This window comes from Variovorax sp. YR634, from assembly GCF_900106655.1.
Classification (GTDB): Bacteria; Pseudomonadota; Gammaproteobacteria; order Burkholderiales; family Burkholderiaceae_C; genus Variovorax.
Genome location: NZ_FNOL01000002.1, coordinates 454,391 through 479,594 on the forward strand (window position 1 = coordinate 454,391; position 25,204 = coordinate 479,594).

5 protein-coding genes are annotated in these 25,204 nt (G+C 67.0%); 1 reads left to right on the forward strand and 4 read right to left on the reverse strand.

All coding sequences use genetic code 11. From position 1 onward, the window contains the following. Window positions 1-53: 53 nt before the first annotated feature. Window positions 54-2,444, forward strand: coding sequence for a TonB-dependent siderophore receptor (locus BLV60_RS06390; protein WP_093051621.1), 2,391 nt, complete (start codon window positions 54-56; stop codon window positions 2,442-2,444). A gap of 48 nt (window positions 2,445-2,492) precedes the next feature. On the opposite strand, the gene BLV60_RS06395 is transcribed toward BLV60_RS06390, so the two are convergent. From BLV60_RS06395 to BLV60_RS06410, 4 genes are read right to left on the reverse strand one after another with little or no spacing between them, the layout of a single operon-like run. Beyond that, on the reverse strand, window positions 2,493-6,527 hold the full coding sequence (locus BLV60_RS06395; RefSeq protein WP_176928718.1) for a non-ribosomal peptide synthetase: 4,035 nt from the start codon (window positions 6,525-6,527) through the stop codon (window positions 2,493-2,495). A 19-nt stretch (window positions 6,528-6,546) separates the two neighbouring features. Beyond that, window positions 6,547-9,732, reverse strand: a complete 3,186-nt coding sequence (locus BLV60_RS06400) for a non-ribosomal peptide synthetase (RefSeq protein WP_093051627.1) — start codon at window positions 9,730-9,732, stop codon at window positions 6,547-6,549. Window positions 9,733-9,736: 4 nt separating this feature from the next. Continuing rightward, window positions 9,737-18,712, reverse strand: a complete 8,976-nt coding sequence (locus BLV60_RS06405; RefSeq protein WP_093051630.1) for a non-ribosomal peptide synthetase — start codon at window positions 18,710-18,712, stop codon at window positions 9,737-9,739. Next, window positions 18,712-25,194 carry a non-ribosomal peptide synthetase gene (locus BLV60_RS06410; protein WP_093051633.1) on the reverse strand — a complete coding sequence of 2,161 codons (6,483 nt, stop codon included), beginning with the start codon at window positions 25,192-25,194 and terminating at the stop codon, window positions 18,712-18,714. The genes BLV60_RS06405 and BLV60_RS06410 overlap by 1 nt, the downstream gene beginning before the upstream one ends. Window positions 25,195-25,204: the final 10 nt, after the last annotated feature.

Consider the following 25,204-nt stretch of genomic DNA (forward strand, 5'->3'; position numbering starts at 1 on the left):
TCCGCACCTGAATGTGAATGCGTCGTAATTCAAAAAACTGGAGTTGTTCTTTTATGCGTCCCCTGCCTCGTCAACATCTGCTGAATGCCGCGCTTGCCGCGGCGTTCGGTTCCGTTCTCACCGTCTGGGCCCCACTGGCTTCAGCGCAAGCGCAGGCTTCCGGCCAGGCCGTGGCGCAGGTGTTCGACGTGAAAGTGCCGTCGCAGGCACTCGGTGCAGCGCTCAACGAGCTCTCGCGCCAGACCAGCGTGCAGGTGTTTGCTGCCGGCGAGGTGGTCGCGGGCAAGAACTCGCGCGCCGTGCAAGGCAAGCTCACGGTCGATCAGGCCCTGGGCCAGATGCTCGCCGGCACCTCGCTCGAGGCGACGCGCGCCGCCAACGGCAGCTTCACGATCCGCCGCACCGCCGACCTTGCCAGCTCCCAGGGCACTCTGCCCGCGGTGCAGGTGGTGGCCAACGCCGACGAATCGCCCACCGGCCCGGTCACCGGCTACGTGGCCCGCCGCAGCAGCACGGCCACCAAGACCGACACGCCGGTGCTCGAGGTGCCGCAGTCGATCTCCATCATCGGCCGCAATGAAATGGAGGCACGCGGCGCACAGGACGTCATGGAGGCCATTCGCTACACGCCTGGCGTCACGACGAACACGTACGGCCCCGACAACCGTGGCTGGGAATACATCCTGCTGCGGGGCTTCAGCACTTCCGCCAACGGCGTCTATCGGGACGGGCTCGCCCAGCCGGCGTTCGGCCCCACCTACTACCTGAGCGAACCGTATGGGCTGGAGCGCGTGGAGGTGTTGCGCGGCCCGTCGTCGATGGTGTTCGGCCAGGGCGACGCAGGCGGCATCGTCAACCGCGTGAGCAAGGAGCCGACCGGGGAGAAGAGCCGCGAAATCGAACTCCAGTACGGCAGCTACCAACGCAAGCAACTGGCGTTCGACCTCGGCGACAAGATCGGCAACAACACCGATCTGAGCTATCGCCTGGTTGGCGTAGGCCTGGACAGCAACGACCAGGACAGATACCCCGACGGCCACAAGCTAAACCACACGCGCACCTACATCGCGCCTTCCGTGCGCTGGCAGCCCAATGCAACGACCTCGTTGACCGTCTTTGCGGAGTACCTCAAGAACAACACGTCTGAAGACCCGTACTACCTCACCCAGGACTACGTTCTCTACCCCGTGAAGGTGGGCGACTACAGCTTCGGCCAGCTCAAGCAGAAACAGGCCGCCATCGGCTACCGCTTCGAAACGGCCCTGAACGACACCTGGACCCTCCGCCAGAACTTCCGCTACAGCAGGATCGACTTGAACAGGCGAGCCGTCTGGGCCGGCTCGCTCGGCGATGACCAGCGCACGCTCTCCCGCGTTGCCAGAAGCTGGAACGACCCCGTGAACCTGGCAACGCTCGACACCAACGTGCAGGGCAAGCTGCAGTACGGCTCCGTCCAGCACACGGTGCTGCTCGGCTTCGACTACACCGACCAGAACGGCAAGCAGCGGCGTTTCCGCGGCGCGGCACCGGACCTCGACGTGCTCGCACCCGTCTACGGCCAGGCCGTGGCAACGCCCACCATCCCGGTGACCGACCTGTCGCAGTCGACGCGCCAGATCGGCATCTACGCCCAGGACCAGATCAAGTTCGGCGACAAATGGGTCTTCACCGTCGGCGGCCGCCAGGATCAGGTACGCCAGAGCACCAGCAACTACCTGAGCGAGACCTTCACCCGGAAGTCGGACAGTGCGTTCAGCGGCCGGGCAGGCCTTAGCTACCTGCTCGGCAATGGCTGGGCTCCCTACATGAGCTACACCACGTCCTTCCTGCCCAACAGCGGCGTCGACGCGAACAACCAGCCCTTCGATCCCAGCCGCGGCAAGCAGGTCGAGGTCGGCGTCAAGTTCCAGCCCGAAGGCACGCGCACCCTGTTCACCGCCGCGGCTTTCGACCTGCGCAAGACCAACGTGGTCACCTACGACCCGGCAACCTCCGAGGGGCGCCAGATCGGCAAGCAGCGCTCGCGCGGCATCGAGCTGGAGGCCAAGGGCGAGCTCGCACCGGGCCTGAACATCGCTGCTGCCTACACCTGGCTGGACATGAAGGTGCTCGCCAGCGCCGATCCGGACGAAGTCGGCAAGATCCCGCCACTCGTGCCCAAGCAGTCCGCCTCGGTGTGGCTCGACTACGCCCTGGGCAACGGCCTGGGCTTCGGCGGCGGCGTGCGCTACATCGGCAAACGCCAGAACGACGAGTACAACACCACGTTCGAACGCGGCGTGACGCTCGTCGATGCGGCCGTGCACTACGAAACCGGCCCGTGGCGCTTCGCGCTCAACGTCTCCAACCTGGCGAACAAGAAGTACAACTCGATCTGCTACCACGGCGAGTGCTACCAGGGCACCCTTCGCGCGGCGACCCTGACCGCCCGGTACAAGTTCTGATCGATCAGCCTCGCCCCCCGCGTGAATGCGGGGGGCGAGGGCCATCCATCAGCGCGCGCCTGCTGTCTCCCTGTCCTGCGCATCGCACATGGCCGCATGCAGATGACTCAACATCGCAGCGTGGCGCACGATGCCCTGATGGTCGGCATCCACTTCGACTGAAGCACGCGCTTCGCCGTCGAACTGCGACAGGAGCGCGGCCTTTTCCGCAGCCGCTCTTCCCTTCTTCCACCAGAAATGCGGCGCCACGTTCAGGCGCGGGAACGCGGCGATCTTTTCCGTGATCGCGTTCATGCGCCGGGTTGCGACGATCCCCTGGACGATGTCGGCCGTCTTCATGCTCATGCCGGCCGCGGCCACGATTTCTTCGACAGCGTCGCGCACGGTCTCGTCCGATGCTGAGCGGATCGGTTCGAACCTGTCGAGCATCGCGTCGACGGCCTCGCGGCCCATGCTGCCGTTCGCGGTGTCCAGAACGAAATCGCGGAAGTCCTGATACCAGCCGTCCGGATCGAAGCTCTCGTCCAGCAGGAAACTGTCGACCATGCCGAGGAAGGCGACGTCCACGCCCTCCTGCTCCAGCAGGCTGGCGACATGCACTGCAACAACCGCCCCCAGTGACCAGCCGACGATGCCAACGGCACCCTGCGGCCGCGTCTTGCGGATGAGATCGACGTAGTACCGGGCCATCTGCCCGATCGACTCCAGCCCGGTGACGTCGTCCGTGTAGCTCAGGCCGTAGACGGCACGCGAGTCTTCCAGGTGGCGCGCCATCGGCCGATAGTCGACCGGATGGCGCAGCCCGGGCGGCACGCAGAAGAGCGGCATCGCTTCTGCCGGCCCGGCATACGCGTTCAGCAACTGGACAGGCTGCGGAGTCGCCCCGATATCCAGCTGTGCAACCAGCCTGGCGATCGTCTGTTTCTGAAGCAGGTCCTGCAGGGAAATCTTCACGCCCAGCGCACGCGACTTGTTGATCCTGGCCAGCAGCCTGAGCGCGACAAGGGAATCGCCACCGAGCTCGAAGAAGTTGTCGTGGCGCCCCACGTGCGGCACACCCAGCACCTGCCCCCAGATCGCGGCCAGCGCGCCCTCCACCAACCCCTGTGGCTCCTCGCCTGCCCGGGCCTCTCCGAACTTCGGCGCCGGCAATGCCTTGCGGTCGACCTTGCCATTGGCGTTCAGCGGCAATGTATCCAGCACCACCAGCGCCGCCGGCACCATGTAGTCCGGCAGCGCCGCGGCAAGACGTTCACGCAACACGGTTGTCTCGATGGCCTGCCCGGCGTGGGCGGAGATATAGCCCACCAGTCGGGCTCCGCTTGCGGCATCTCGTGCCACCACCACCGCTTCGCGCACTTCGGGCTGCGCCAGGAGTTGCGCCTCGATCTCGCCCAGCTCGATGCGGAAGCCCCGCACCTTCACCTGGTGATCGATGCGGCCCAGGTACTCCAGTTGGCCCTCCGCATTCCAGCGAACGAGGTCGCCCGTGCGGTACAGCCGGGCTCCATCTTCCGTCGCAACAAAGCGCTCTGCGGTAAGGCCCGCCCTGTTGAGATAGCCGCGTGCAAGGTTGACCCCGCCCAGGTACAACTCTCCAGCCGCTCCTGCAGCTACCTGGTTGAGCTCCGCATCCAGCACATGCGCCTGGGTGTCGCTGATGGGTCGTCCGATCGGCACCTGGCTCCGCCCGTCATCCCGGCAGGTCCAGTGCGTCACGTCGATCGCGGCCTCGGTCGGGCCATAGAGATTGCAGAGCACTGCCTGCGGCAGCCGCCTGAACACTTCGTTCTGTGCTTCGGCCGACAGGGCCTCGCCACTGCACACGATGCGCCGCAGACTGGTGCAGGCCTCGATGCCCTCGTGGGCCAGGAAGGCCTGCAGCATCGAGGGCACGAAGTGCAGGATCGTGACCCGGTGCTGCCCGATCAAAGTTCGCAAGCGTGCCGGGTCGCGGTGATCGCCCGGAAGAGCAACCGCCAGGCGGGCGCCGAACATCAAGGGCCAGAGAAACTCCCACACCGACACGTCGAAGCTGAAGGGAGTCTTCTGCAGCACGGTGTCGTTGGCGCCGAGTGCATAGGCTTGCTGCATCCAGGCAAGGCGGTTGTACAAGGCGCCATGACGGTTGGCGGCGCCCTTCGGCTTTCCGGTGGAGCCGGAGGTGTAGATGACGTAGGCGAGGTTCTCGCCGCTCAACGCAATCTGCGGATTTGTCCCGGATTCGGCGCGAACGTCCAGCATGTCGAACGACAACACCTGCACGGCCTCGGTGCCCGGCACGGTGAGATGGCTCTGCGTCAACACCAGCCCGATGCCGCTGTCGACCACCATGTAGGCCAGCCGGTCCGCCGGGTAGTCCGGGTCCAGCGGCACGTACGCACCGCCTGCCTTCAGGATCGCCAGGATCCCCACCACCATCTCGATGGAGCGCTCCACCGCGATGCCCACCTTCGCCTCTGGCCTTACGCCAAGGCCGATCAGATGGTGGGCGAGGCGGTTCGCCCTCGCATTGAGCTGCGCGTAGCTCAGCGTCTCTTCGCCGAAGCTCAAGGCCGGCGCATCCGGGGTTCGTTGCGCTTGCCCTTCGATCAGCCGATGCACTGGTGTCGCGTTTTCATGGCGCTGCGTGTTCACGCCCCACGCCGCGAGTTGCGCGCGCTCCGCCGCGCTGCAAAGATCGACGCCCGAAAATGCCTGCCCCGGATCGACCGTCAATGCCTCGAGCAGGCGCACGTACCAGCCTGCCAGCCGCGCCACGGTCGCCTCGCCGAAAAGGCCCGTGTTGTATTCGATCTGCGCGTGCGCCCGCGTCGGTTCGATGAAGAAATCCAGTGACAGGTCGAACTTGGCGCTCGCATTGCGGGTACCGATCTCCTCCGTGCGCGCGTCGCCGAACGCGAGGCCGGCAGCGCTGTCGCCCATCTGCACGCCGAACATCACCTGGAACAACGGATTGCGCGACGCGTCGCGCTTCACGTTGCGGCTGGCCAGCAGCGCCTTGAGGGGAAGATCCGCATGCTCCAGCGCGGACAACGAATCGCGCCGCACACGTCGGCAGATTTCGAGCAACGTGGCGCGCGGCTCGAGCCGCGCCCGGAACACCTGGGTCGTGATGAAAAAACCCACCAGATCGCGTACCTCGTCGCGATGGCGACCGGCATTGGCCACGCCGACGGCGAAGTCGTTCTGGCCGCTGTACCAGCCCAGCAGCATCTGCCACGTCGCGAGCAGGACCACGAAGGGCGTGCACTTTTCCGTGCGGCAGAACTTCTGCAACGCCACGGCCAGTGCAGGCTCCAGCTCGAAGCGATGCACGGCACCGTCGAAGGTCTGCCGCGAAGAACGAACCCCGTCCAGCGGCAGTTCCAGCGGCGGCACGTCGGCACCCAGATGGGTGTTCCAGTAGTTCAGCTGCGTCGCCAGGGCCTCACCCTGCAAGCGTTCCCGCTGCCACAGTGCGTAGTCGGCGTACTGGACCGGCAAGGCCGGCAGCCGCACGGCCGCGCCCGCGGCCAATGCCAGGCGGTAGGCCGAAGCGAGGTCCGCCGCGAGGATGGGGTTGGACCAGGCATCCGACACGATGTGATGCAGACAGACCGTCAGCACATGCTCTTCGTCCGACAGCCGGATCAACCTCGCCACCAGTGCGGGCGCGGCGCCCAGGTCGAACACGTGCAGGGCCATCTCGCTCGTCAGCGCATCGACACGCGCCTGCCGCACGGCCCCGGACTCCAGGGACAGGTCGAACCGCTCCAGCACGAACGTCACGTCCCGCACCATCTGCTGCATGGGCACGCCGTCTTTCTCGAAGAAGCGAGTGCGCAGGATGCCGTGGCGATCGATCACGGCCTGGAACGCCCGCTCGAGCGCATCCGCATCCAGCGGGCCCTGCAGGCGGAGCATCCTCGGCAGGTTGTAGGCCGTCAGCCCCGGCTCCAGGCGCTGCAGGAACCAGAGCTGCTCCTGCGCATGGGACAACGGCACCTCGTCGCCGTTCGACACTCGACGGCGGATTTCGTCGTCTTCCTCCGCCCACTCGTCTGCTGCCGAAATCCGCTGCGCCGCATCGGTGATGTTCATCACTGTTCCATCCTGCATATCAAACTGATCCTGAGTCCTTGAGGCGAGCTTGCTCGTGCGTGTGCGCCAGCAGTTCCATTCGCTCGACGTCCTGCTCCTCCAGCGCGCGAAGCGCCGCCGCCAGCGTGGCGACGGTGGGATGGTCGAACACCAGCCCCGGCGCGATATCGAGTCGCAGCAGCTTGCGGATGCGCGCCACCAGCTTGATCACGAGCAGCGAGTGCCCGCCGAGTTCGAAGAAGTCGTCTTCCACGCCGATGATGTCGCGCTGAACGAGGCCGGCCATGCACTGCGCCAGCACCGATTCGAGTGCGTCGCGCGGGGCCGTTGCCACCGGCTTCCGGTCATCGACCTTTGCTGCGGACAGCAACGACTGGCGATCGATTTTTCCGTTCGGCAGTCGCGCGAACTCCGCAACGAAGGTGCAGCGTGCGGGCACCATGTGCGCGGGCAGCAGCGTGCCCAGCCGCCCGGTCAGCGCCGAACGGTCGGCCTCCGATGCGAGCAACTCGTCTGCCACGACGAAGGCCCGGAGTTCGGTGTCGCCTCCGCCGGCCGGCACCGCCAGCACCACGGCCTGCCGTACGCCGGGTTGCGACAGCAACACCGCCTCCACCTCGGCCGGCTCGACACGAAAACCCCGGATCTTGACCTGGTCGTCAGCCCGCCCTGCCAGGCGGATGCCGCCCTCGGGCAGCACGCAGGCCAGGTCGCCCGTGCGGTAGAGCTTTTGCCCGGGCTGGAATGGATCGGCCACGAAAGCGCCTTCCACTTCCCGGTTCAGATAGCCGCGGCACAGCTGCGCACCGCCGACATACACCGCCCCCTGCGCACCGCTCGGCACCACGCGCAGGGACTCATCCAGTACATGGATGCGGTTGTTCGCCAGCACGCGCGACAGCGGCAGCACCGAAGACGAGGCGCCTTCTGCCGGCACACGATGCACCATCACACCCACCGTCGTTTCCGTGGGGCCGTAGTGGTTGTAGACCACGGTCTGCGGTGCGAGCCGCGCGATGCGCTCGATGAGCGAGCGCGGTGCGGCCTCGCCGCCCAGCACCAGCGTGTCGGGCAGCTTCGGTGCATCGTCCTCGAGCAAGGCCTCGAGGTGGGAGGGCACCATCTTGAGCGCGTCGATCCGGCGTTCGCGCATGAAGCCCGCGAAAGCGCGCGCATCCTTCACGTCGCCGGGGTCCGCCACGACGAGGCAGGCGCCGTTGTGGAACGCACCGAAGAGCGCCGTGTTGCCCAGGTCCGCGACGACCGAACTGGTGAGCGCCCAGCGACGGCAGCGGCCCAGGTCCATGGCCGACGACACCGCCGCCACGTAGTTGAGCAATTGCCCTTGCTCGATCACCACGCCCTTGGGCGTTCCCGTCGAACCCGAGGTGTAGAGCACATAGGCCAGGTCACGCATCGCAGGCTGGTGTGCCGGTGCGCTGTCGGCAAAGCCGCCCCGGTCCATGTCACCGAGCGATGCCTGCCGCCACGGTGCATCGCCGGGCGAAGCCGACCCGGTGGCATGGAGCACGAGCGACGGCACGGCGTCTTCCAGCACGGCCTGGCGGCGTGCAACGGGCCATTCGGGGTCCAGCGGCAGGTAGCCCGCCCCGATGCGCCAGCTCGCAAGCATCGCCACAAGCAAGTCGGCCGACCGCGGAAGGTTGAGCGCCACCAGCGCGCCGGCCGTAGCGCCCTTGGCCTGCAGCCAGTGCGCCATCCGGTTGATTCGCGCATCGAATTCGCGGTAGCTCAGAAGCACATCGCCTGCCTCCAGCGCGGGCGCGTCCGGCGTCGTCCGAGCCCAGCCGGCGACCTGTTCGGCCAGCGTGAGGGTTCCGAAGTCCACCTCCTCGCCACGGGCTGCGAGCAACAGCAATTCGCGCTCGCGCGAACCGACCAGCGCGAGGCTGCCAACCGTCGCGCGAGGCTGCGCCACGGCATCTTCGAGCAACGTGCCGTACTGCCACAGCAACCGCTCCACGGCCTGCGGTGAATAGCGCGATGCGTCCGCATGCACGGACAGCGTGAACGCCTGCCCGGCCTGGCCGACCTGCAGGGCCAGCTCAAAACAAGGCTGCGGCCCGGGCGCGGTGTCCACACGCCATGACACGGCGCCGTGCGACCGCACAGGCGCCTCGTCGAAACCGAAGCCCACGTCGAGGTGCGCGGAGATCGGCGGCGCATCGATTGCCCAGTACTCCTGCGCCTCGGTATGCGCCTCGACTGTTTTGCCCAGGCGCCCAATCCAGTCGGACAAGCGCTCTTCAGGCGCGACATCCACGACCACGGGCAGGATCTTCTCGAAGACGCCCACTGCTCCCTGCATCACTTCGTAGTTGCGCCGGCAATCGTTCTGCCAGCCGGCAATGAATGGCCGGTGGCCCGTCAGCCGGGCCACGAGCAGCCACCAAACGGCCTGCAGCAGCAAGTCGGTGCCGCACCCGAGCTGCCCGGCCACTTCCTGCATGCGGGCGGCGAGCGCCGCGTCAAGAGGAAGGGCGAGGCTGATGCGAGTCGGTGTGCCTTCGCGCTCCCCGTCCGCCCGGGTGTTCAGGCGCGGCGCCTGCAGCATGTCGGCGCGGTCGATGTAGGCATGCCAGTAGCCACGCCCGTCGGCCGCTTCGTCGTCGCTGTCGAGCTCCTGGCGCCATTCGACGAACTGCGCGTACTGAAAGACCTCGTCCGCATCGACGACCTGCCCCGTCAGGTAGGCCATGGCAATCTGATCCAGCAAGCCCTGCAGGCTGCCCTTGTCCGCGGCGAACACGCTGGCAACCAGCAGGAGCTTGTGTCGTGTTTCTCCGAGCCGGGCGACTCCGATGCGCAGCAGCGCGCCGCTCGCGACATCCAGCGGCTCTTCCGTACACACGGCGATCCAGTCGGCCAGCGCGGCCGCACTGTCGTCGTTGCCGCGAAGGTCGATTTTTTTCAAGCCCGGCGCGACCACCGCATCGAGTGCCTGTTGCCGCAGGCCCCGGAAGCCGGGAACCTGCAACACAGCCGAACGCAGCGCCACATGGGCCTGCACCACCGACTGCACCGCAGCCTGCAGGCGCGCCGCATCGAGCTCACCGCCAAGATCGGCCAGCAGCACGAGCTTGGGCGCGCCGGTCGCGGCCTGTTCTCCGTGCTGAGCCCAGATGGCACGCTGCTCCGGGCTGAGCGGCAAAGCGGAACTCGTGGTTTCAAGGATGGCAGCCATGGCTTCAACCCTCGGACACAACGGGTTGCTGGGCAGCGCGGTCGAACATCGCGCCCATGGCGACCACGATCTTGCGCGGCCCCTCGTACGGGTCCCGCGCGTGTGCCGCGAGCATGTTGTCGAGCATCACCACATCGCCCTGGCGCCAGTCGAAGCGCACGGCGCAGGCCTCGTAGGCACGGCCGACGATCGCCATGGTCTCATCATCGATCGGCGTACCGTCGCCATAGGTCACGTGCCGCGGCAGGCGATCCAGGCCTCCGGCCATGACCAGCAAGTCTTCGCGCACGTCCGCCTCCAGGCAACTCACATGGTGCAGCTGGATCTGGTTGAAGAAAACGCGCTCGCCCGTGACGGGGTGCGTGATCACCGCCGGGCAACGGGTGCGGGTCTGCAGGGTTTCCTCGTCCAGCCAGCGCCAGGCGGTGCCCGCCAGTGCGAGACGCGCCTCGACCTCCGCCTTGCTGTCGGTCTTGAAGAAGTCCTGCCAGCTCACGTCGAACCGGGGCACGAAGGTGCGCACGTACAGCAGCTCCTTGCGCTCGAACTCCGCCACCATGTCGGCCGGCAGATGGCGCAGCATCTCGCGGCAATCGACGATGGGCGTGGCGCCGCCCACGGGCGAAGGCAGCTCGCAGAAGAACCACTGTTTGCGCGGCCAGCGGTCGAGATGCGAACTCTCGTTGTGATACAGGATCATCTGGCGCTCGGGATACGGCGTCGAGCGATAGGTGTTGCGCCCGCCTTCCTTCTTCGGCAGGTCGCCGTAGCCGCCGTAGAGCTCAGGCTCGATCACTTCTGCAAAAGCCTCGAATTCCTGCGGCGTACGCAGGCCGAAATTGCGCAGCAGGATGCCGCCGTGCTTGCGCAGGCTGGCCTCGATGTAGTCACGCTGCTCCCGGGCCCATGCCACCGTGTCGATGTCGCTGCTCGTGGCCTCGATGACCAGCGGAAAGGTCCGTTGGTCCGACAGGAAGGACGTGCGCACAGGCGAGCGCGGTGCCGACTGGACGTCGCGGTCCTTGTCCGCGAATTTCTTGAGCTTCTGCAGTTTGCCCAGCGCAGGCGAAGTAGATGACATGGTTTTTCTTTCCGGGTTGGATTGAATGACGAAACTCTCCAGCACGCCGTTGGGTGCCGCGACAACCTGTTGCAGGAGATCGCGCCACGCGGCGGATGCACGTTCGATGGTTTCGCGCAAATACAGGCTGGAGGCAAAGGTCCACTCGGCCCGCAGGCCGCTTTCGTTCTCGCTCACGAAGACCGCGAGGTCGAACTTCGATGTCGTTCCGGGTTTCGCGATCGGCTCGATGACGACACCCGGGATCTCGAAGCGTTCTTCGGGCATGTTCTGCATGACGAACAGCACCTGCACCAGCGGGTTGTGCTGGCGGCTGCGGGGCGCGCCGACCAGCTCGACGATCTGGTCGAAAGGCACGTCCTGGTGCTCGAAGGCCGACAGCGTGCTCTCCTTGACCGTCGAGAGCCACTGCGCGAATGGCAGCGCTGGCAAGAGCCGGGAACGCAACGGCACGACGCTGACAAAGAAGCCGATCAGGTCTTCGAGCGCCGGATGGTCGCGCCCTGCAACGTCGGTGCCGACCACCAGGTCGTCCGACGCGGCCTGCCGGTGCAGCACGAGCAGGAAGGCCGACAGCAGCAACACATAGAGCGAGGTCTTCTGCTCGCGCGCCAGGCCCTGCAGCGCCTGCGCGAGTTCGCGCCCGATGTCGATGCCGACCGTGTCGCCCGCCACCGAAGCCAGGGGGGGCCGGGTGCGATCGGGTTTGAGTGTGGAAACGGCGGGAGCGGCATCGAGGTAGTCGCGCCAGAACGCGGTGTCTTGCGCAAGGTTCTGCGCGAGCTTGCGGTGGTGCCAGTCGGCGTAGTCCGCGTACTGGATCGCGAGCGGTGCAAGGGGTGAGCCATGCCCTTCCCGCAGCGCCGCATACAGGGCCATGAAGTCCTGGATGAAGACAGCTTCCGACCAGCCGTCGAACACGATGTGATGTACGCACAGAAGCAACACGTGCTCCTCGGGCTGCAAGCGCAGAACGGCCGCCGCAAAGGCCGGACGAGTGGTCAGGTCGAACGCGGTGCCCGCATGTGCGGCGAGCGCGTCGTTCATCGCTGTCGCCCGGAACTCGCCCGACAGGTGCGAAATATCCGTCAACGGAACGACGAGCTCGCTCTCTGGCGCGATGCGCGCCACGGGGTCGCCGTCGTCGTTCTCGGGGAAGCAGGTCCGCAGCACTTCGTGTCGCTGCACGATGGCATCGAGCGTGGCCCGCACCAGATCGAAATCGAGCGCTCCCGACAACCGCAGCGCCGCCGAGATGTTGTAGGCCGAGTGCTTGCCGGTCGATCCGTCCGACAACCGATTCACCAGCCACAAGCGCTGTTGCGCGGGCGAGAGCTTCATGTCGGCCATGCGCTCGACCGGTTGCAGCACCGGTGCCTGGCTGGACAACGGGGTGCCATGCCTCGCCTGCCTGGCGACATTCGCAAGGTCTCGAAGCACCGGGTGCTCGAATATCTTGCGCAGCGGCAACTCGAAGCCGCCGTCGACGCGTGCCCTCGACGCGAGTTGTGCGGCCAGCAGGGAGTGCCCGCCGAGCTCGAAGAAGCTGTCATGCCGCCCCACGCGTGCAACGCCCAGCACCTCGGCCCAGATCGCAGCCAGCTTTTGTTCCACCTCGCCTTCGGGCGCCTCGTATGCACGGTCGCTCGTGAACTCCGCCTCCGGCAGTGCCTTGCGGTCGACCTTGCCGTTTCCGTTCAAAGGCAGGCGGTCGAGCACGACGATGGCGGCCGGCACCATGTAGTCGGGCAGCACCACCGCGAGCCGGTCGCGCAGCATCGCCACCTCCATCGCCTGCCCCACCTGCAATGCGATGTAGGCGACCAGCGATGCGCCACTCGCGCCTTCGCGCGCCACCACCACGGCCTCGCGCACTTCGGACTGCGCCAGCAGCTGCGCCTCGATCTCCCCCAGTTCGATGCGGAAGCCCCGCACCTTCACCTGGTGGTCGATGCGACCCAGATACTCCAGCTGGCCTTCTGCGTTCCAGCGCACCAGGTCGCCCGTGCGGTACAGGCGCTGACCGTCTTTCGCCGCAATGAAGCGCTCGGACGTCAGGCCCGCGCGCTGGAAGTAGCCGCGCGCCAGGCCGATGCCGCCCAGGAACAGTTCGCCCGGCACACCTACCGGCGCCGGGTTCAGGAATCCGTCCAGCACGTGGAGCGTTGTGGCCGCAATCGGTCCGCCGATGCGAGGCCTGCCGCGAACCTCCGCCGCCGTCGACCAGATGGTCGTTTCGGTGGGGCCGTACATGTTCCAGAGCTCGACACCGATCGCCCGCAGGTCTTCCGCAAGGTCTTCCTGCAGCGCTTCTCCACCGCACAGGCCCTTGAAGTTCGCAAGCTGGCCACCATTCCATCCGGTAGCCCGCAGAAGCCGCCAGCCCGCGGGCGTGGACTGAAGCACCGTGGCGCCGCAGTCATCCATCAGTTTCCCAAGTGCACTGCCGCTTCGCACTACATCCCTCGATGCCAGCACGAGGCGCGCGCCGCTGAGCAGCGGCAGATACAGCTCCAGGGCGGCGATGTCGAACGACAGGGAGGTGACCGCGACAAGCACGTCGTCCTGCGTCATGCCCGGTGCGTCTTTCATGCTCAGCATGAAGTGGCTGAGCGACAGGTGCCGCACCATCACGCCCTTCGGTTTTCCCGTGGAGCCGGAGGTGTAAATGACGTAGGCCAGGTTCTCGCCGCCCAGCGCGATCTGCGGGTCCGCATCGGAGCAGCCGCCGGTGTCCAGCGTGTCCAGTGCCAGTACCTGCAGCGCCTCGGCGCCCGGCACCAGGGCTCTCAGGTGACTCTGCGTGAGCAGCAGCGCGATGCCGCTGTCAGCCACCATGTAGGCCAGCCGGTCCACCGGGTACTCCGGGTCCAGCGGCACATACGCACCGCCGGCCTTCAGGATCGCGAGGACGCCAACCACCATGTCGATGGAGCGCTCCACCGCAATCCCCACCTTCGTCTCCGGCTTCACGCCCAGAGCGATCAGATGGTGCGCGAGGCGGTTGGCTCTTGCGTTGAGTTCGCCGTAGCTCAGCATCTCGTCGCCGAAGACCAGCGCCACCGCGTCGCGATGAGCCGCGACCTGACGCTCGATCAGCCGGTGCACCGGCACATCTCCTGCATACCGCCCGGTGTTTTCACCCCACGCGGCAAGCTGGCGCTGCTCGCCATCGGACATCACCCCGAGTTCGCAGACCGGCCAGTCGGGCTGCAGCGACAGACCCTGCACGACGGCCTCGACAGCTGCAACCATCAGGTCGCACACGCGCCCGGCATCCACGGCCTCGTGAATCTGCGCGATCAGACCGAAGCCCTCGCCCAGATCGTCCACCGACATCTCGATCGGGTAGTTGGTGCGCTCCCTGCTGCCGAGGATCTCCATGCCCTCCCAGAGCGGGCCCTTCTGCGCCGCCTTGCCCTGCTGCGCGCCGTAGCGGTAGTTCAGCAGCGCCGTGAACAGCGGCATCCGCTCCGGCAGTCCGCTGCAGCGCTGGGCCAGCGAGAGGCTGGCGTATTCGTGATGCATCAGCTCGATCAGTGCCGCATGCGTCTGGCGCACGCATGCCTGCACGCCTTGCGTTCCCAGCCGAACGCGCACGGGCAGCGTGTTGATGAACATGCCCAGCGCCCGGTCGGCATTCGCGCCGCCCTGCATGCGGCCGAACAGCACGGTGCCGAACACCACGTCGTCCCTGCCCGTGGTCTTGCTCACCACCAGCGCCCAGGCCAGGTGGAACAGCGCCGCGGCGCTCACGCCATGTCTCTGTGCCTGCCGCCTGACCTGCAACGCGAGTCGGGCGTCCAGCGCGAGCGAGGTTTCGCGCACGCGGGTGCCATCGCCCTGCACGTCGAGCAGGCCGAACGGCGCTGTCGGCTCCTCCACATCGGCGAGCATCCGGCTGAAGAAGGCCTTGTGCTCGGCCTGGCTCAAGTCCAGCCTGGCCTGCCCGACGAAGCGCCGGAACGGCACGGGCGTCGACAGCTCGGCCTTTCGCCCTTGCTGGATCAGCGCGATTTCCTCGACGACCAGCTCCAGCGTGGTGTGGTCCACCACCAGGTGATGGTTCGCCAGCTGAAGGAGCCAGCGGCCGTTGTCCGTGTCGTGAGCGGCGATGGCCCTGAGCATCGGTGCCTTGCGCACGTCGATGCGGTAGCGGGCCGGGTCGACGTGTGCATCGAGCCGCTCGGCCGCGCTCGCACCACTCGGCTCGGCATCTGCCAGCCACTGGAGCTCGAGCAACGCCTTGCGATGCACCACCTGCACCGGTTCGGGCAGGTCTTCCCACATCACGGCCGTTCGCAAGATGTCATGGCGCGCAATCACTTCGTTGAAGCTGGCGACGAAGTGCTCGAGCCTTTCGCGGCTCTCGAAACTCAGGCGGTTCAGTGTGATGTACGCGTCGCCCTCCGTCTGCAGCATGTGGTGGAAGAGCATCCCCTCCTGCATCGGCACCAGCGGGTAGATGTCTTGTACGTTGACCGCCCCGCCCGGCACCGCCGCCTCGATGCGCGCAATCTGCCGCGCATCCAGCGCCACAAGCGTCAGCATCTCCGGCTGGATCGCCCTGCAATCCGCCGGAATGCCGTTGGGCGGAACAATCACTTCCCGTCGCACCGGCTCCTGCGCCAGCGCCTGCGCGAAGGCACCGAGCCGGGGCTGCTGGAACAGCGTGCGCACCTGTGCCGCCCAGCCCTGGGCGCGCATGCGCTCCAAAAGCCGCAGCGCCAGCAGCGAATGGCCGCCGAGTTCGAAGAAGCTGTCCTGCCGCCCCACGCGCGCCACGCCCAGCACCTCGGCCCAGATCGCCGCGAGCTTCTCTTCCACCTCGCCCTCGGGCGCTTCGTACGCCTGCTCGCTCGTGAACTCCGCGGCCGGCAGCGCCTTGCGATCTACCTTCCCGTTCGTGTTGAGCGGCAATCCCTGCAGCACGACGATTGCCGCGGGGACCATGTAGTCGGGCAGCGCCTGGCCCAGTTGCTCCTTCAGCTGCGCAACGTCGATCGCCTGGCCGGCATGCGGCGATACGTAGCCCACCAGCCTCGTGCCGGCGGGGCCTTCGTCGGCCACCACCACCGCCTCGCGCACTTCGGGCAGCACCAGCAACTGCGCCTCGATCTCTCCCAGCTCGATGCGGAAGCCCCGCACCTTCACCTGGTGGTCGATGCGGCCCAGGTACTCCAGCTGACCCTCGTTGTTCCAGCGCACCAGGTCGCCCGTGCGGTACAGCCGCTCTCCGTCCGCTCCCGCGACGAAGCGTTCCGACGTCAGGCCGGCCCTGTGCAGGTAGCCGCGCGCAAGGCCGGCGCCGAAGACATGCAACTCGCCGGCCACGCCGACCGGCACCGGGTTCAGATGCGCATCGAGTACCCGCAGCCCGAGGTCCGGAATGGCAAGGCCGACCGGACTGCGCTGCCGGCCCAGGTCTGCCGCCGTGATCCGCCGGTAGGTCACATGCACCGTCGTCTCGGTGATCCCGTACATGTTGACCAGCTGCGGGCTTTCGTCTCCGTGGTGCTCGATCCACTGGCGCAGCCGCTGCGGGTCCAGGGCTTCACCGCCGAAGATCACCGCGCGCAACGCCAGGCGCTCCTGGCCAGCCTCGTAGGCCTGCGGCAGGCTGATCAACTGGCCGAACGCCGAAGGCGTCTGGTTGAGCACCGTCACCTTCTGCGTCCGCAGCAGTTGCAGGAAGTCTTCGGGCGACCGGCTGACCCAGAACGGCACGATGACCAGCTTGCCGCCGGAGCACAGCGCGCCGAAGATTTCCCACACCGAGAAATCGAAGGCATAGGAATGGAAAAGGGTCCAGGTGTCTTGCCGGCCGAACCGGAACCAGGCATCGGTGGCGCCGAGCAGCCGCGTCACGTTGCGATGGCTCATCTGCGCGCCCTTGGGCCTGCCGGTGGAGCCCGAGGTGTAGATCACGTAGGCGAGGTTCTCGCCGTGCAGCGCGACCTGCGGGTCGCTTGCGGGCTGTGCGTCCAGGTCCAGCGTGTCGAGCGCCAGCACGCGCAATCCCTCGGCGCGCGGCACCTGCGACTCCAGATGGCTTTGCGTCAGCAGCAGCGCAACGCCGCTGTCCTGCGCCATGTAGGCCAGCCGCTCCGCGGGGTACTCCGGGTCCATCGGAACATAAGCGCCGCCGGTCTTGAGGATGCCCAGCAGGCCCACCACCATCTCCATGGAGCGCTCCACCGCGATCCCCACCTTCGTTTCCGCCTTGACGCCCAGCGCGATCAGGTGGTGCGCGAGGCGGTTGGCCCTGGCGTTGAGTTCGCCGTAGCTCAGCATCTCGTCGCCGAACACCAGCGCTGCCGCTTCGGGCTGCTGCGCAGCCTGCCTTTCGATCAGCCGGTGCACCGGCGTCGCATCCGGAAAGCTTTGCGAATCGGCACCCCAGGCCGCGAGCTGCGCCCGTTCGGCTTCGCTCAACAACGTCACCTCGCCCACGGCCCGTTCGGGGTTGTCCGCCAGCGCCTGCAGCACCGCCAGGTAGTGGCCGGCCATGCGCTCGATGGTCGAGGCATCGAACAGCTCTGCCGCATAGCTGAACTTCGCATGCAGCCGGCCGTCGGGGCTCTCGTCGGTGACCAGCATCAGCTCGAACTGCGCGGCCTGGGCACCCAGGTCGTAGGGCTCCAGTGCAAGCCCCGTCAGCCCCTCCAGTCCCGAGAAATCCGCGCGCTGATGATTGAACAGCACCTGGAACAGCGGCTGGATTCCCGGAATGCGCTCGGGCTGCAGTGCCTCGACCAATTGCTCGAACGGCAGGTCCTGATGCATCTGCGCGCCCAATGCCGCCTCGTGCGTCTGCGCCAGCACCTGCAACAGGCTGGTGCGGTTGTCGACCACGGCGCGCAGCACCTGCGTGTTGACGAAAAAGCCGACGACGCCTTCAGTCTCCACACGGTGGCGATTCGCAATCGGCACGCCCACGCGAATGTCTTGCTGGCCGCTGTAGCGACCGAGCAGCACCTGGAAGCCGGCCAGCAGCACCATGAACACCGTGCCCCCCTGGCTCCGGGCCCGCTTCTGCAGGCCCTGAACCAGCGACACGGGCAACTCGACCCGATGGGCGGCCGCGCCATACCGGGCATCGGGCCTTCGGGCGCGGTCGAGCGGCAGTTGCAGCACCGGCTGCGTCGCGCCGAGCTGCGCCTTCCAGTAGGCGAGCTGGCGCTCCTGCTCGCCGGCCTCCAGCCAGTGGCGCTGCCACACGGCGTAGTCGGCGTACTGGATCGGCATTGCCTGCAACGCCACCGCTTCGTGCTGCACACAGGCGCGGTACTGCGCCACAAACTCGTCCACGATGATCTGCAGCGACCCACCGTCCGAGACGATGTGGTGCATCACCAGCACCAGCACGTGCGCTTCAGGCGCCAGGCGGATCAGCGCCACCCTCATCAGCGGTCCTTGCGTCAGGTCGAAGGGCGTGTTGCCGATGCGGTGTGCTGCTTCGCGGGCCATCGCCTCGCGGGCGTCGGCGTCTATCAGGCTCAGGTCCAGCAGCGAGAAGTCGAGTTCGCCGTCTTCGCGAATCACCTGCTCGGCGAGCCCGTCGGCATCGGCGCGAAACACCGTGCGCAACGATTCGTGGCGCGCCACCAATGCCTTGAAGCTCGTGCGTACCGCGTCCACATCCAGTGCGCCCGTGAGCTTGAGCGCGTCGCTGATGTGATAGGCCGTGCTCTGCGGATCGAGCTGCCAAAGGAACCACTGGCGCTGCTGCGCGTAGGAGACATGGCAGCGGTCCTGCGCCGCGTCTTCGCGCGGGAGGATGGGAAACTGGTCGAGCGTCAGACCCTTGGAACGGATCCCCTCGTACACCACGCGGCGCTGCTCGGTCGACAACCGGGAGAAGCGCTCGGCGATGCGACGGGTTGCTGTGGTTTCCATCAAACGGTCTCCATGCTGTCGATCAGCGAATCGATTTCTGAAAGGGCCTGGACCACGGGGCTGTCCCGAAGGGCCTCGGCGATCCGGGCGGCCATGGCGGCCAGGGTCGGGTACTGGAAGACGTCGCGGATCGTGAGTTCGCTTTGCATGGCGGCATGCAGGCGCGCCACCAGCCGCGCGGAAAGCAGCGAGTGCCCGCCAAGCTCGAAGAAGTTGTCGTTGCGCCCCACGCGCTCGACACCCAGCACCTCCGCCCAGATGGCGGCGAGCTTCTCCTCGGTCTCGTCCCGTGGCGCCTCGTACGCGCTGCACGCAGTGAACTCCGGCGCCGGCAGCGCCTTGCGGTCCACCTTGCCGTTCGCGTTCAGCGGCAGTGCGTCGAGCACCACCAGCACCGCGGGCACCATGTAGTCGGGCAGCGCCTCGCCGAGACGCTCGCGCAGCACGGCGGTGTCGATGTCTTGCCCCGACACATAGCCCACCAGCCGGGTCCCCGCAGGGCCGTCGTTCGCAACAACCACGGCTTCGCGCACCTCCGGCTGCGCCAGCAACCCTGCCTCGATCTCGCCCAGCTCGATGCGAAAGCCCCGCACCTTCACCTGGTGGTCGATGCGGCCCAGGTACTCCAGTTGGCCCTCGTTGTTCCAGCGCACCAGGTCGCCCGTGCGGTACAGCCGCTCCCCGTCTTCTGCTGCGATGAATCTTTCTGCCGTCAGGCCCTCGCGGTTCAGGTAACCGCGCGCCAGCCCGGCACCCGAGACGTACAGCTCGCCCGCCACGCCCAGCGGCACCGGGTTGAGTTGCCCGTCGAGCACCCGAAGCCCCAGGTCCGGGATCGCGATGCCCACCGGACTGTGCGCCTCGCCGACGTCCGCAGCGGTGATGCGCCGCCAGGTCACATGCACCGTGGTCTCGGTGATGCCGTACATGTTGATCAGCTGCGGGCTGGCGTCGCCGTGGTGCTCTATCCACCCGCGCAGGCGTTGCGGGTCCAGCGCCTCGCCGCCGAAGATCACCGTGCGCAGCGCCAGGCCGCCTTCATGGGCCTGGGGCAGGCCGGCCAGCTGGCCGAAGGCCGAGGGCGTCTGGTTGAGCACCGTGACGCGCTCCTTGCGCAGCAGCTGCAGGAAGTCTTCAGGCGAGCGGCTCACCCAGAACGGCACGACCACCAGCTTGCCGCCGGTGCACAGGGCGCCAAAGATCTCCCACACGGAGAAGTCGAAGGCGTAGGAGTGGAACATCGTCCAGACGTCGTCAGCGCCGAAGCCGAACCACGCATCTGTGGCGCTCAACAGGCGGCTCACGTTGCGATGGCACAGCTGCGCACCCTTGGGGCGACCGGTGGAGCCCGACGTGTAGATGACGTAGGCGAGGTTCTCACCGTGCAGTTCGACCTGCGGATCGTGCGACGGCTCTTCGGCCAGGCCGAGCGTGTCCAGCGCCAGCACCTGCAGCGCTTCGGTGCCTGGCACCTGCAGATGGCTCTGCGTGAGCAGCAGGGCGATGCCACTGTCGCCGACCATGTAGGCCAGCCGGTCGACCGGGTATTCCGGGTCCAATGGCACGTAGGCACCGCCGGCCTTCAGGATCGCCAGGATGCCCACCACCATCTCGATGGAGCGATCCACTGCAATGCCCACCTTGGTCTCGGGCCGCACGCCCAAGGCGATCAGCCGGTGTGCGAGGCGGTTGGCTTGTGCATTGAGCTCGGCGTAGCTGAGCGTCTGCTCGCCGAAGGACAGCGCAGGCGCTTCGGGATGCGCGCGTACCTGCTTCTCGATCAGCCGATGAATCGGCTCGCCCGCTTCGGCTGCCTGCTTGCGCGCACCCCATGCCGCCAGTTGCGCATGCTCGGCTTCGCCCAGCAACGCCACGTCGCCTACAGGCTGTTCGGGGTGATCGGCCAATGCGGACAGCACCGCGAGGTAGTGGCCCGCCATGCGCTCGATGCTTCGAGGCTCGAACAGTTCCGCGGCGTACCGCAGGCTCGCTCGCACACTGCCATCGGCGCTCTCAGTGGTTTCCAGCGTCAGTTCGAACTGCGCGGCCTGCGCACCCAGGTCGCACTCGCTCAGCGTGAGACCGGGCAGGTTCTGCAGCGCCTTCAGGTCGCCGCGCTGGTGATTGAACATGACCTGGAACAGCGGGCTGGTGCTCAGGCTGCGCTCGGGCTGCAGCGCCTCCACCAGTTGCTCGAACGGCAGGTCCTGGTGGGCCTGTGCGCCGAGCGCGGCGTCCCTGGCGCGCATCAGCACCTGCGTCAGGCTCTCGCGGCCGTCCAGCATGTTGCGCAGCACCTGCGTGTTGACGAAGAAGCCGATCACGCTTTCGGTTTCGGCGCGGTGGCGGTTGGCAATCGGCACGCCCACGCGAATGTCGGGCTCGCCGGTGTAGCGGCTGAGCAGTACCTGGAAGCCCGCGAGCAAGCCCATGAACAGCGTCGCGCCCTGGCCCTGCAGGCGCCGGTGCAGCCGCTGCACGAGATCGCCCGGCAGTTCGAATCCATGCCGCACGGCGCTGTATCGGCCATCGGCCTTTCTTGCGTGGTCGGTAGGCAGTTGCAGCACGGGCTGCTCGGTGCCGATGTGCTGCGTCCAGTACGCCAGCTGGCGGTCGCGCTCGCCGGCTTCCAGCCAGTCGCGCTGCCATGCGGCGTAGTCGGCGTACTGGATCGGCAATGGAGGCAACTCTGCAACCGAGCCTTGCACGCGTGCGCTGTACTGCGCCACGAATTCGTCGACGATGACCTGCATCGACCAGCCGTCGGACACGATGTGGTGCATCACCACGACAAGCATGTGCTCCTCGGGCGCCAGGCGGATCAGGCCTACGCGCAGCAGCGGGCCTTCGCCCAGGTCGAAGGGCGTGTGGCTCAGGCGCAGGGCTTCTTCCCTGCTGCGCGCTTCGCGTTCCTGCCTGGTGTGCAGCGCCGCGAGATCGACCATGGCGATGTCCAGCGCTCCGGCTTCTCGGATGAGTTGCCGGGCCAGGCCTTGCGCGTCGGCGCGGAACACTGTGCGCAGGGACTCGTGGCGCTGCACCAGCGCGTTGAAGCTCGCGCGCACGGCCTCTACATCGAGCTTGCCTTCCAGCTTCAGTGCGCCGCTGATGTGATACGCGGTGCTTGCGGAGTCGAGCTGCCACAGGAACCACTGGCGCATTTGCGCGTGAGACAGCGCGAGGGTGCCGGCGCGCTGCGTTGTCGTCAGTACGGGAATTGCCGGTGCCTGTGAAGCGTGATCGATCCTGATGGCATGGGCGATGCGCGACAGGCTCTGGTGTTCAAAAACCTGTCGGGGACTCAGTTGCACGCCGGCCCTGGCGGCGCGCGCCGCTACCTTGAGGCTTAGGATGGAGTCGCCGCCGAGTTCGAAGAAGTTGTCGTTGCGGCCCACGCGGGCGACGCCGAGCACTTCGGCCCAGATCGTTGCGAGCGCCTGCTCGATCTCGTCCTCGGGCGCCTCGTACGCCCTGTCGCTCGTGAACTCCGGTGCTGGCAGCGCCTTGCGGTCTACCTTGCCGTTGGCGTTCAGCGGCAGGGCATCGAGCACGACGATGACGCTGGGCACCATGTAGTCGGGCAGTGCTTCTGCGAGGCGCTCTCGCAGCGTTGCGGTGTCTATGCCTTGCCCCGAGACGTAGCCCACGAGCCGCGCTCCTGCGGGGCCTTCGTTCGCGACGACCACCGCCTCCCTGACTTCGGGCTGGGCTTGCAACTGCGCCTCGATCTCCCCCAGTTCGATACGGAACCCCCGCACCTTCACCTGATGGTCGATGCGCCCCAGGTACTCCAGCTGCCCCTCGTTGTTCCAGCGCACCAGATCGCCCGTGCGGTACAGCCGGCTTCCGTTGGCCGCTGCGATGAAGCGCTCTGCCGTCAGTGCTGGCCGCTTCAGGTAGCCCCGTGCGAGGTTGATGCCCCCCAGGTACAGCTCTCCGGCCACGCCTACGGGCACCTCGTTCAGGCTTGCGTCCAGCACATACGCCTGCGTCTCGCTGATCGGCCTCCCGATCGGCACCTGGCTGCTGCCGTCGTCCCGGCACGTCCACTGGGTGACATGGATCGTCGTCTCCGTCGGGCCGTACAGGTTCTGCAGCGTGGCGCCGCTCAGGCGCTGAAGTGCTTCCCTCTGCGTGGCTGCGGGCATGGCCTCGCCGCCGCAGATGATGTGCTTGAGCTTCGTCGTTGCTTCGATGCCCTCGTAGGCCAGGAAGGCCTGCAGCATCGAGGGCACGAAGTTCAGCGTCGTGATCTGGTGCTTCTGGATGAGTTTGACCAGGCGCACCGGGTCGCGGTGATCGCCCGGATTGGCAATGACCAGTCTGGCACCAGAGGTCAATGGCCAGAACATCTCCCAGACCGACACGTCGAAGCCGAACGGGGCCTTGTGCAGGACCGTGTCTGCACCTGCGAGGGTGTAGAACTCCTGCATCCAGGCCATGCAGCTGAACAGCGAGCAATGGCGGATGGCTGCGCCCTTGGGGCGGCCTGTGGAGCCGGAGGTGTAGATGACGTAGGCCAGGTGTTCGCCGTGCAGCCTGACTTGCGGGTCGGCCTCGGACTCGGACGCTGTATCGAGGGTGTCGAGTTCCAGGACCTGCAATGCGTCGGCACCCGGGATCAGCGAACGCAGATGGCTCTGGGTCAGCAGCAATGCGATGCCGCTGTCTTCGACCATGTAGGAAAGGCGGTCTGCAGGGTACTCGGGGTCAAGGGGTACATAAGCACCACCCGCCTTGAGCACGGCGAGGATGCCCACCATCATTTCTGTGGAGCGCTCCACGCAGATGCCCACCAGCACATCGGGGCCTACGCCCATGCCGATCAGGCGGTGGGCAAGGCGATTCGCACGGGCATTGAGTTCCGAATAGTTCAGGGCTTCGTCGCCGAACACCAAAGCGGGCGCATCCGGGCGGTGCTTCGCATGCGCCTCGATCTGGCGGTGCACGGGTTGTGCGCCCTCGTGGCGGCGCGGGTTCTCGCTCCACGCCACAAGCTGCGCGCGCTCCGCCGCACCCACCAGCGCCACATCGCCCACTGCCAGCGCAGGCTGGGCAGTCAATGCCTCCAGCACCGACAGATAGTGCCCCGCCATCCGCTCGATCGTCTCCCGATCGAACAGCTCCGCCGCGTAGAGAAAGGTCGCATCGACCCGACCGTCTTCGAGCTCCAGCGTCTGCAGCGTCAGCTCGAACTGCGCATCCTCTTCCTCGAAATCCAGCCGCTGAACCGACACGCCCGGCCATTCGGCCAGCGAGCGATGGTCGCGCCGCACGTGGTTGAACATCACCTGGAACAGCGGGTTCGCGCTCAGGCTGCGTTCAGGCCGCAGCGCACCAACCAACTGCTCGAACGGCAGGTCCTGATGGGTCTGCGCGCCGATGGCGGTGTCACGCGTCTGCACCAGCAACTCGGCCAGCGTCGTGCGCGCGCCGATTTGCGAGCGCAGCACCTGCGTGTTGACGAAGAAGCCGACGACGCCCGCCGTCTCCGCGCGGTTGCGGTTGGCAATGGGCACGCCGACGCGCGCATCGGTCTGCCCCGTGTGCCTGAACAGCAGCGCATTGAAGCCTGCGAGCAGCGCCATGAACAGCGTCGCGCCCTGCCCCTGCGCCTGCTGACGCAGCCGCGCGACGGTGTCGGCCGGCAGCGCGACGGTGACGCGTGCCGAGCCGTAGCGGCCATCGGCGTTGCGCGGGCGATCGGTGTGCAGCGAGATCACCGGCTGCTCGGTGCCCAGGTGATCGCGCCACCATGCGAGCTGGCGCTCGCCCTCGCCGCCGTCGAGCCACTGGTTCTGCCAGACAGCGTAGTCGGCGTACTGCACCGTCAGTGCGGGCTGCGCTGCTGGCTGCCCCTGCACGCGCGCGGCGTACTGCGCGGCCAGCTCGTCCAGCGTGAGCTGCACGGACCAGCCGTCCGACACGATGTGATGCATCACGACCAGCAGCCGATGCGTTTGCGCGCCGGTCTTCAGCAGCACGGTGCGCATCAGCGGGCCGCGCGTGAGGTCGAAGGGCTCGGTGCGAATGCTGCGCACCTCGTGCTGGATGGCAGCCTCGCGTGCCTCGGCGTCGAGCGTGCTCAGGTCGATGCACGGCAGTTCAACCGTCAAGGCCTCAAGAATGACCTGCTCCGCCTCGCCGTCGCCTTCCTCGCGGAACACGGTGCGCAGCGACTCGTGGCGGTCGACCAGCGCCTGCATGCTCGCGTGCAGGGCCTCTGTGTCCAGCTGCCCCGTGAGCACCAGGCCGCCGCTCAGGTGATAGGCGGTGCGGGCTGGGTCCAGCTTCCACAGGAACCACTGCCGGCGCTGGGCAAAAGACAGCGGCGCCCGGTCCTTCTGCGGGCGCGGGGGAATGGCGCTCCCGGCCTCGCGCGTGCCGGCCACGCTCGCACCGCGCAGTCTTTCCTTCAGCCTGGCGCGTTGTTCTGCGCTCAGGCTGGCGCGGCGTGCGGAGATATCCTGGATTTCGGGCATGACGGTGCTT

Bases quoted from the DNA above. Each gene is read 5' to 3' on its own strand.
- BLV60_RS06390 (WP_093051621.1), top strand. From the start codon at position 54: ATGCGTCCCCTGCCTCGTCAACATCTGCTGAATGCCGCGCTTGCCGCG.
- BLV60_RS06395 (WP_176928718.1), bottom strand. From the start codon at position 6,527: ATGAACATCACCGATGCGGCGCAGCGGATTTCGGCAGCAGACGAGTGG.
- BLV60_RS06400 (WP_093051627.1), bottom strand. From the start codon at position 9,732: ATGGCTGCCATCCTTGAAACCACGAGTTCCGCTTTGCCGCTCAGCCCG.
- BLV60_RS06405 (WP_093051630.1), bottom strand. From the start codon at position 18,712: ATGGAAACCACAGCAACCCGTCGCATCGCCGAGCGCTTCTCCCGGTTG.
- BLV60_RS06410 (WP_093051633.1), bottom strand. From the start codon at position 25,194: ATGCCCGAAATCCAGGATATCTCCGCACGCCGCGCCAGCCTGAGCGCA.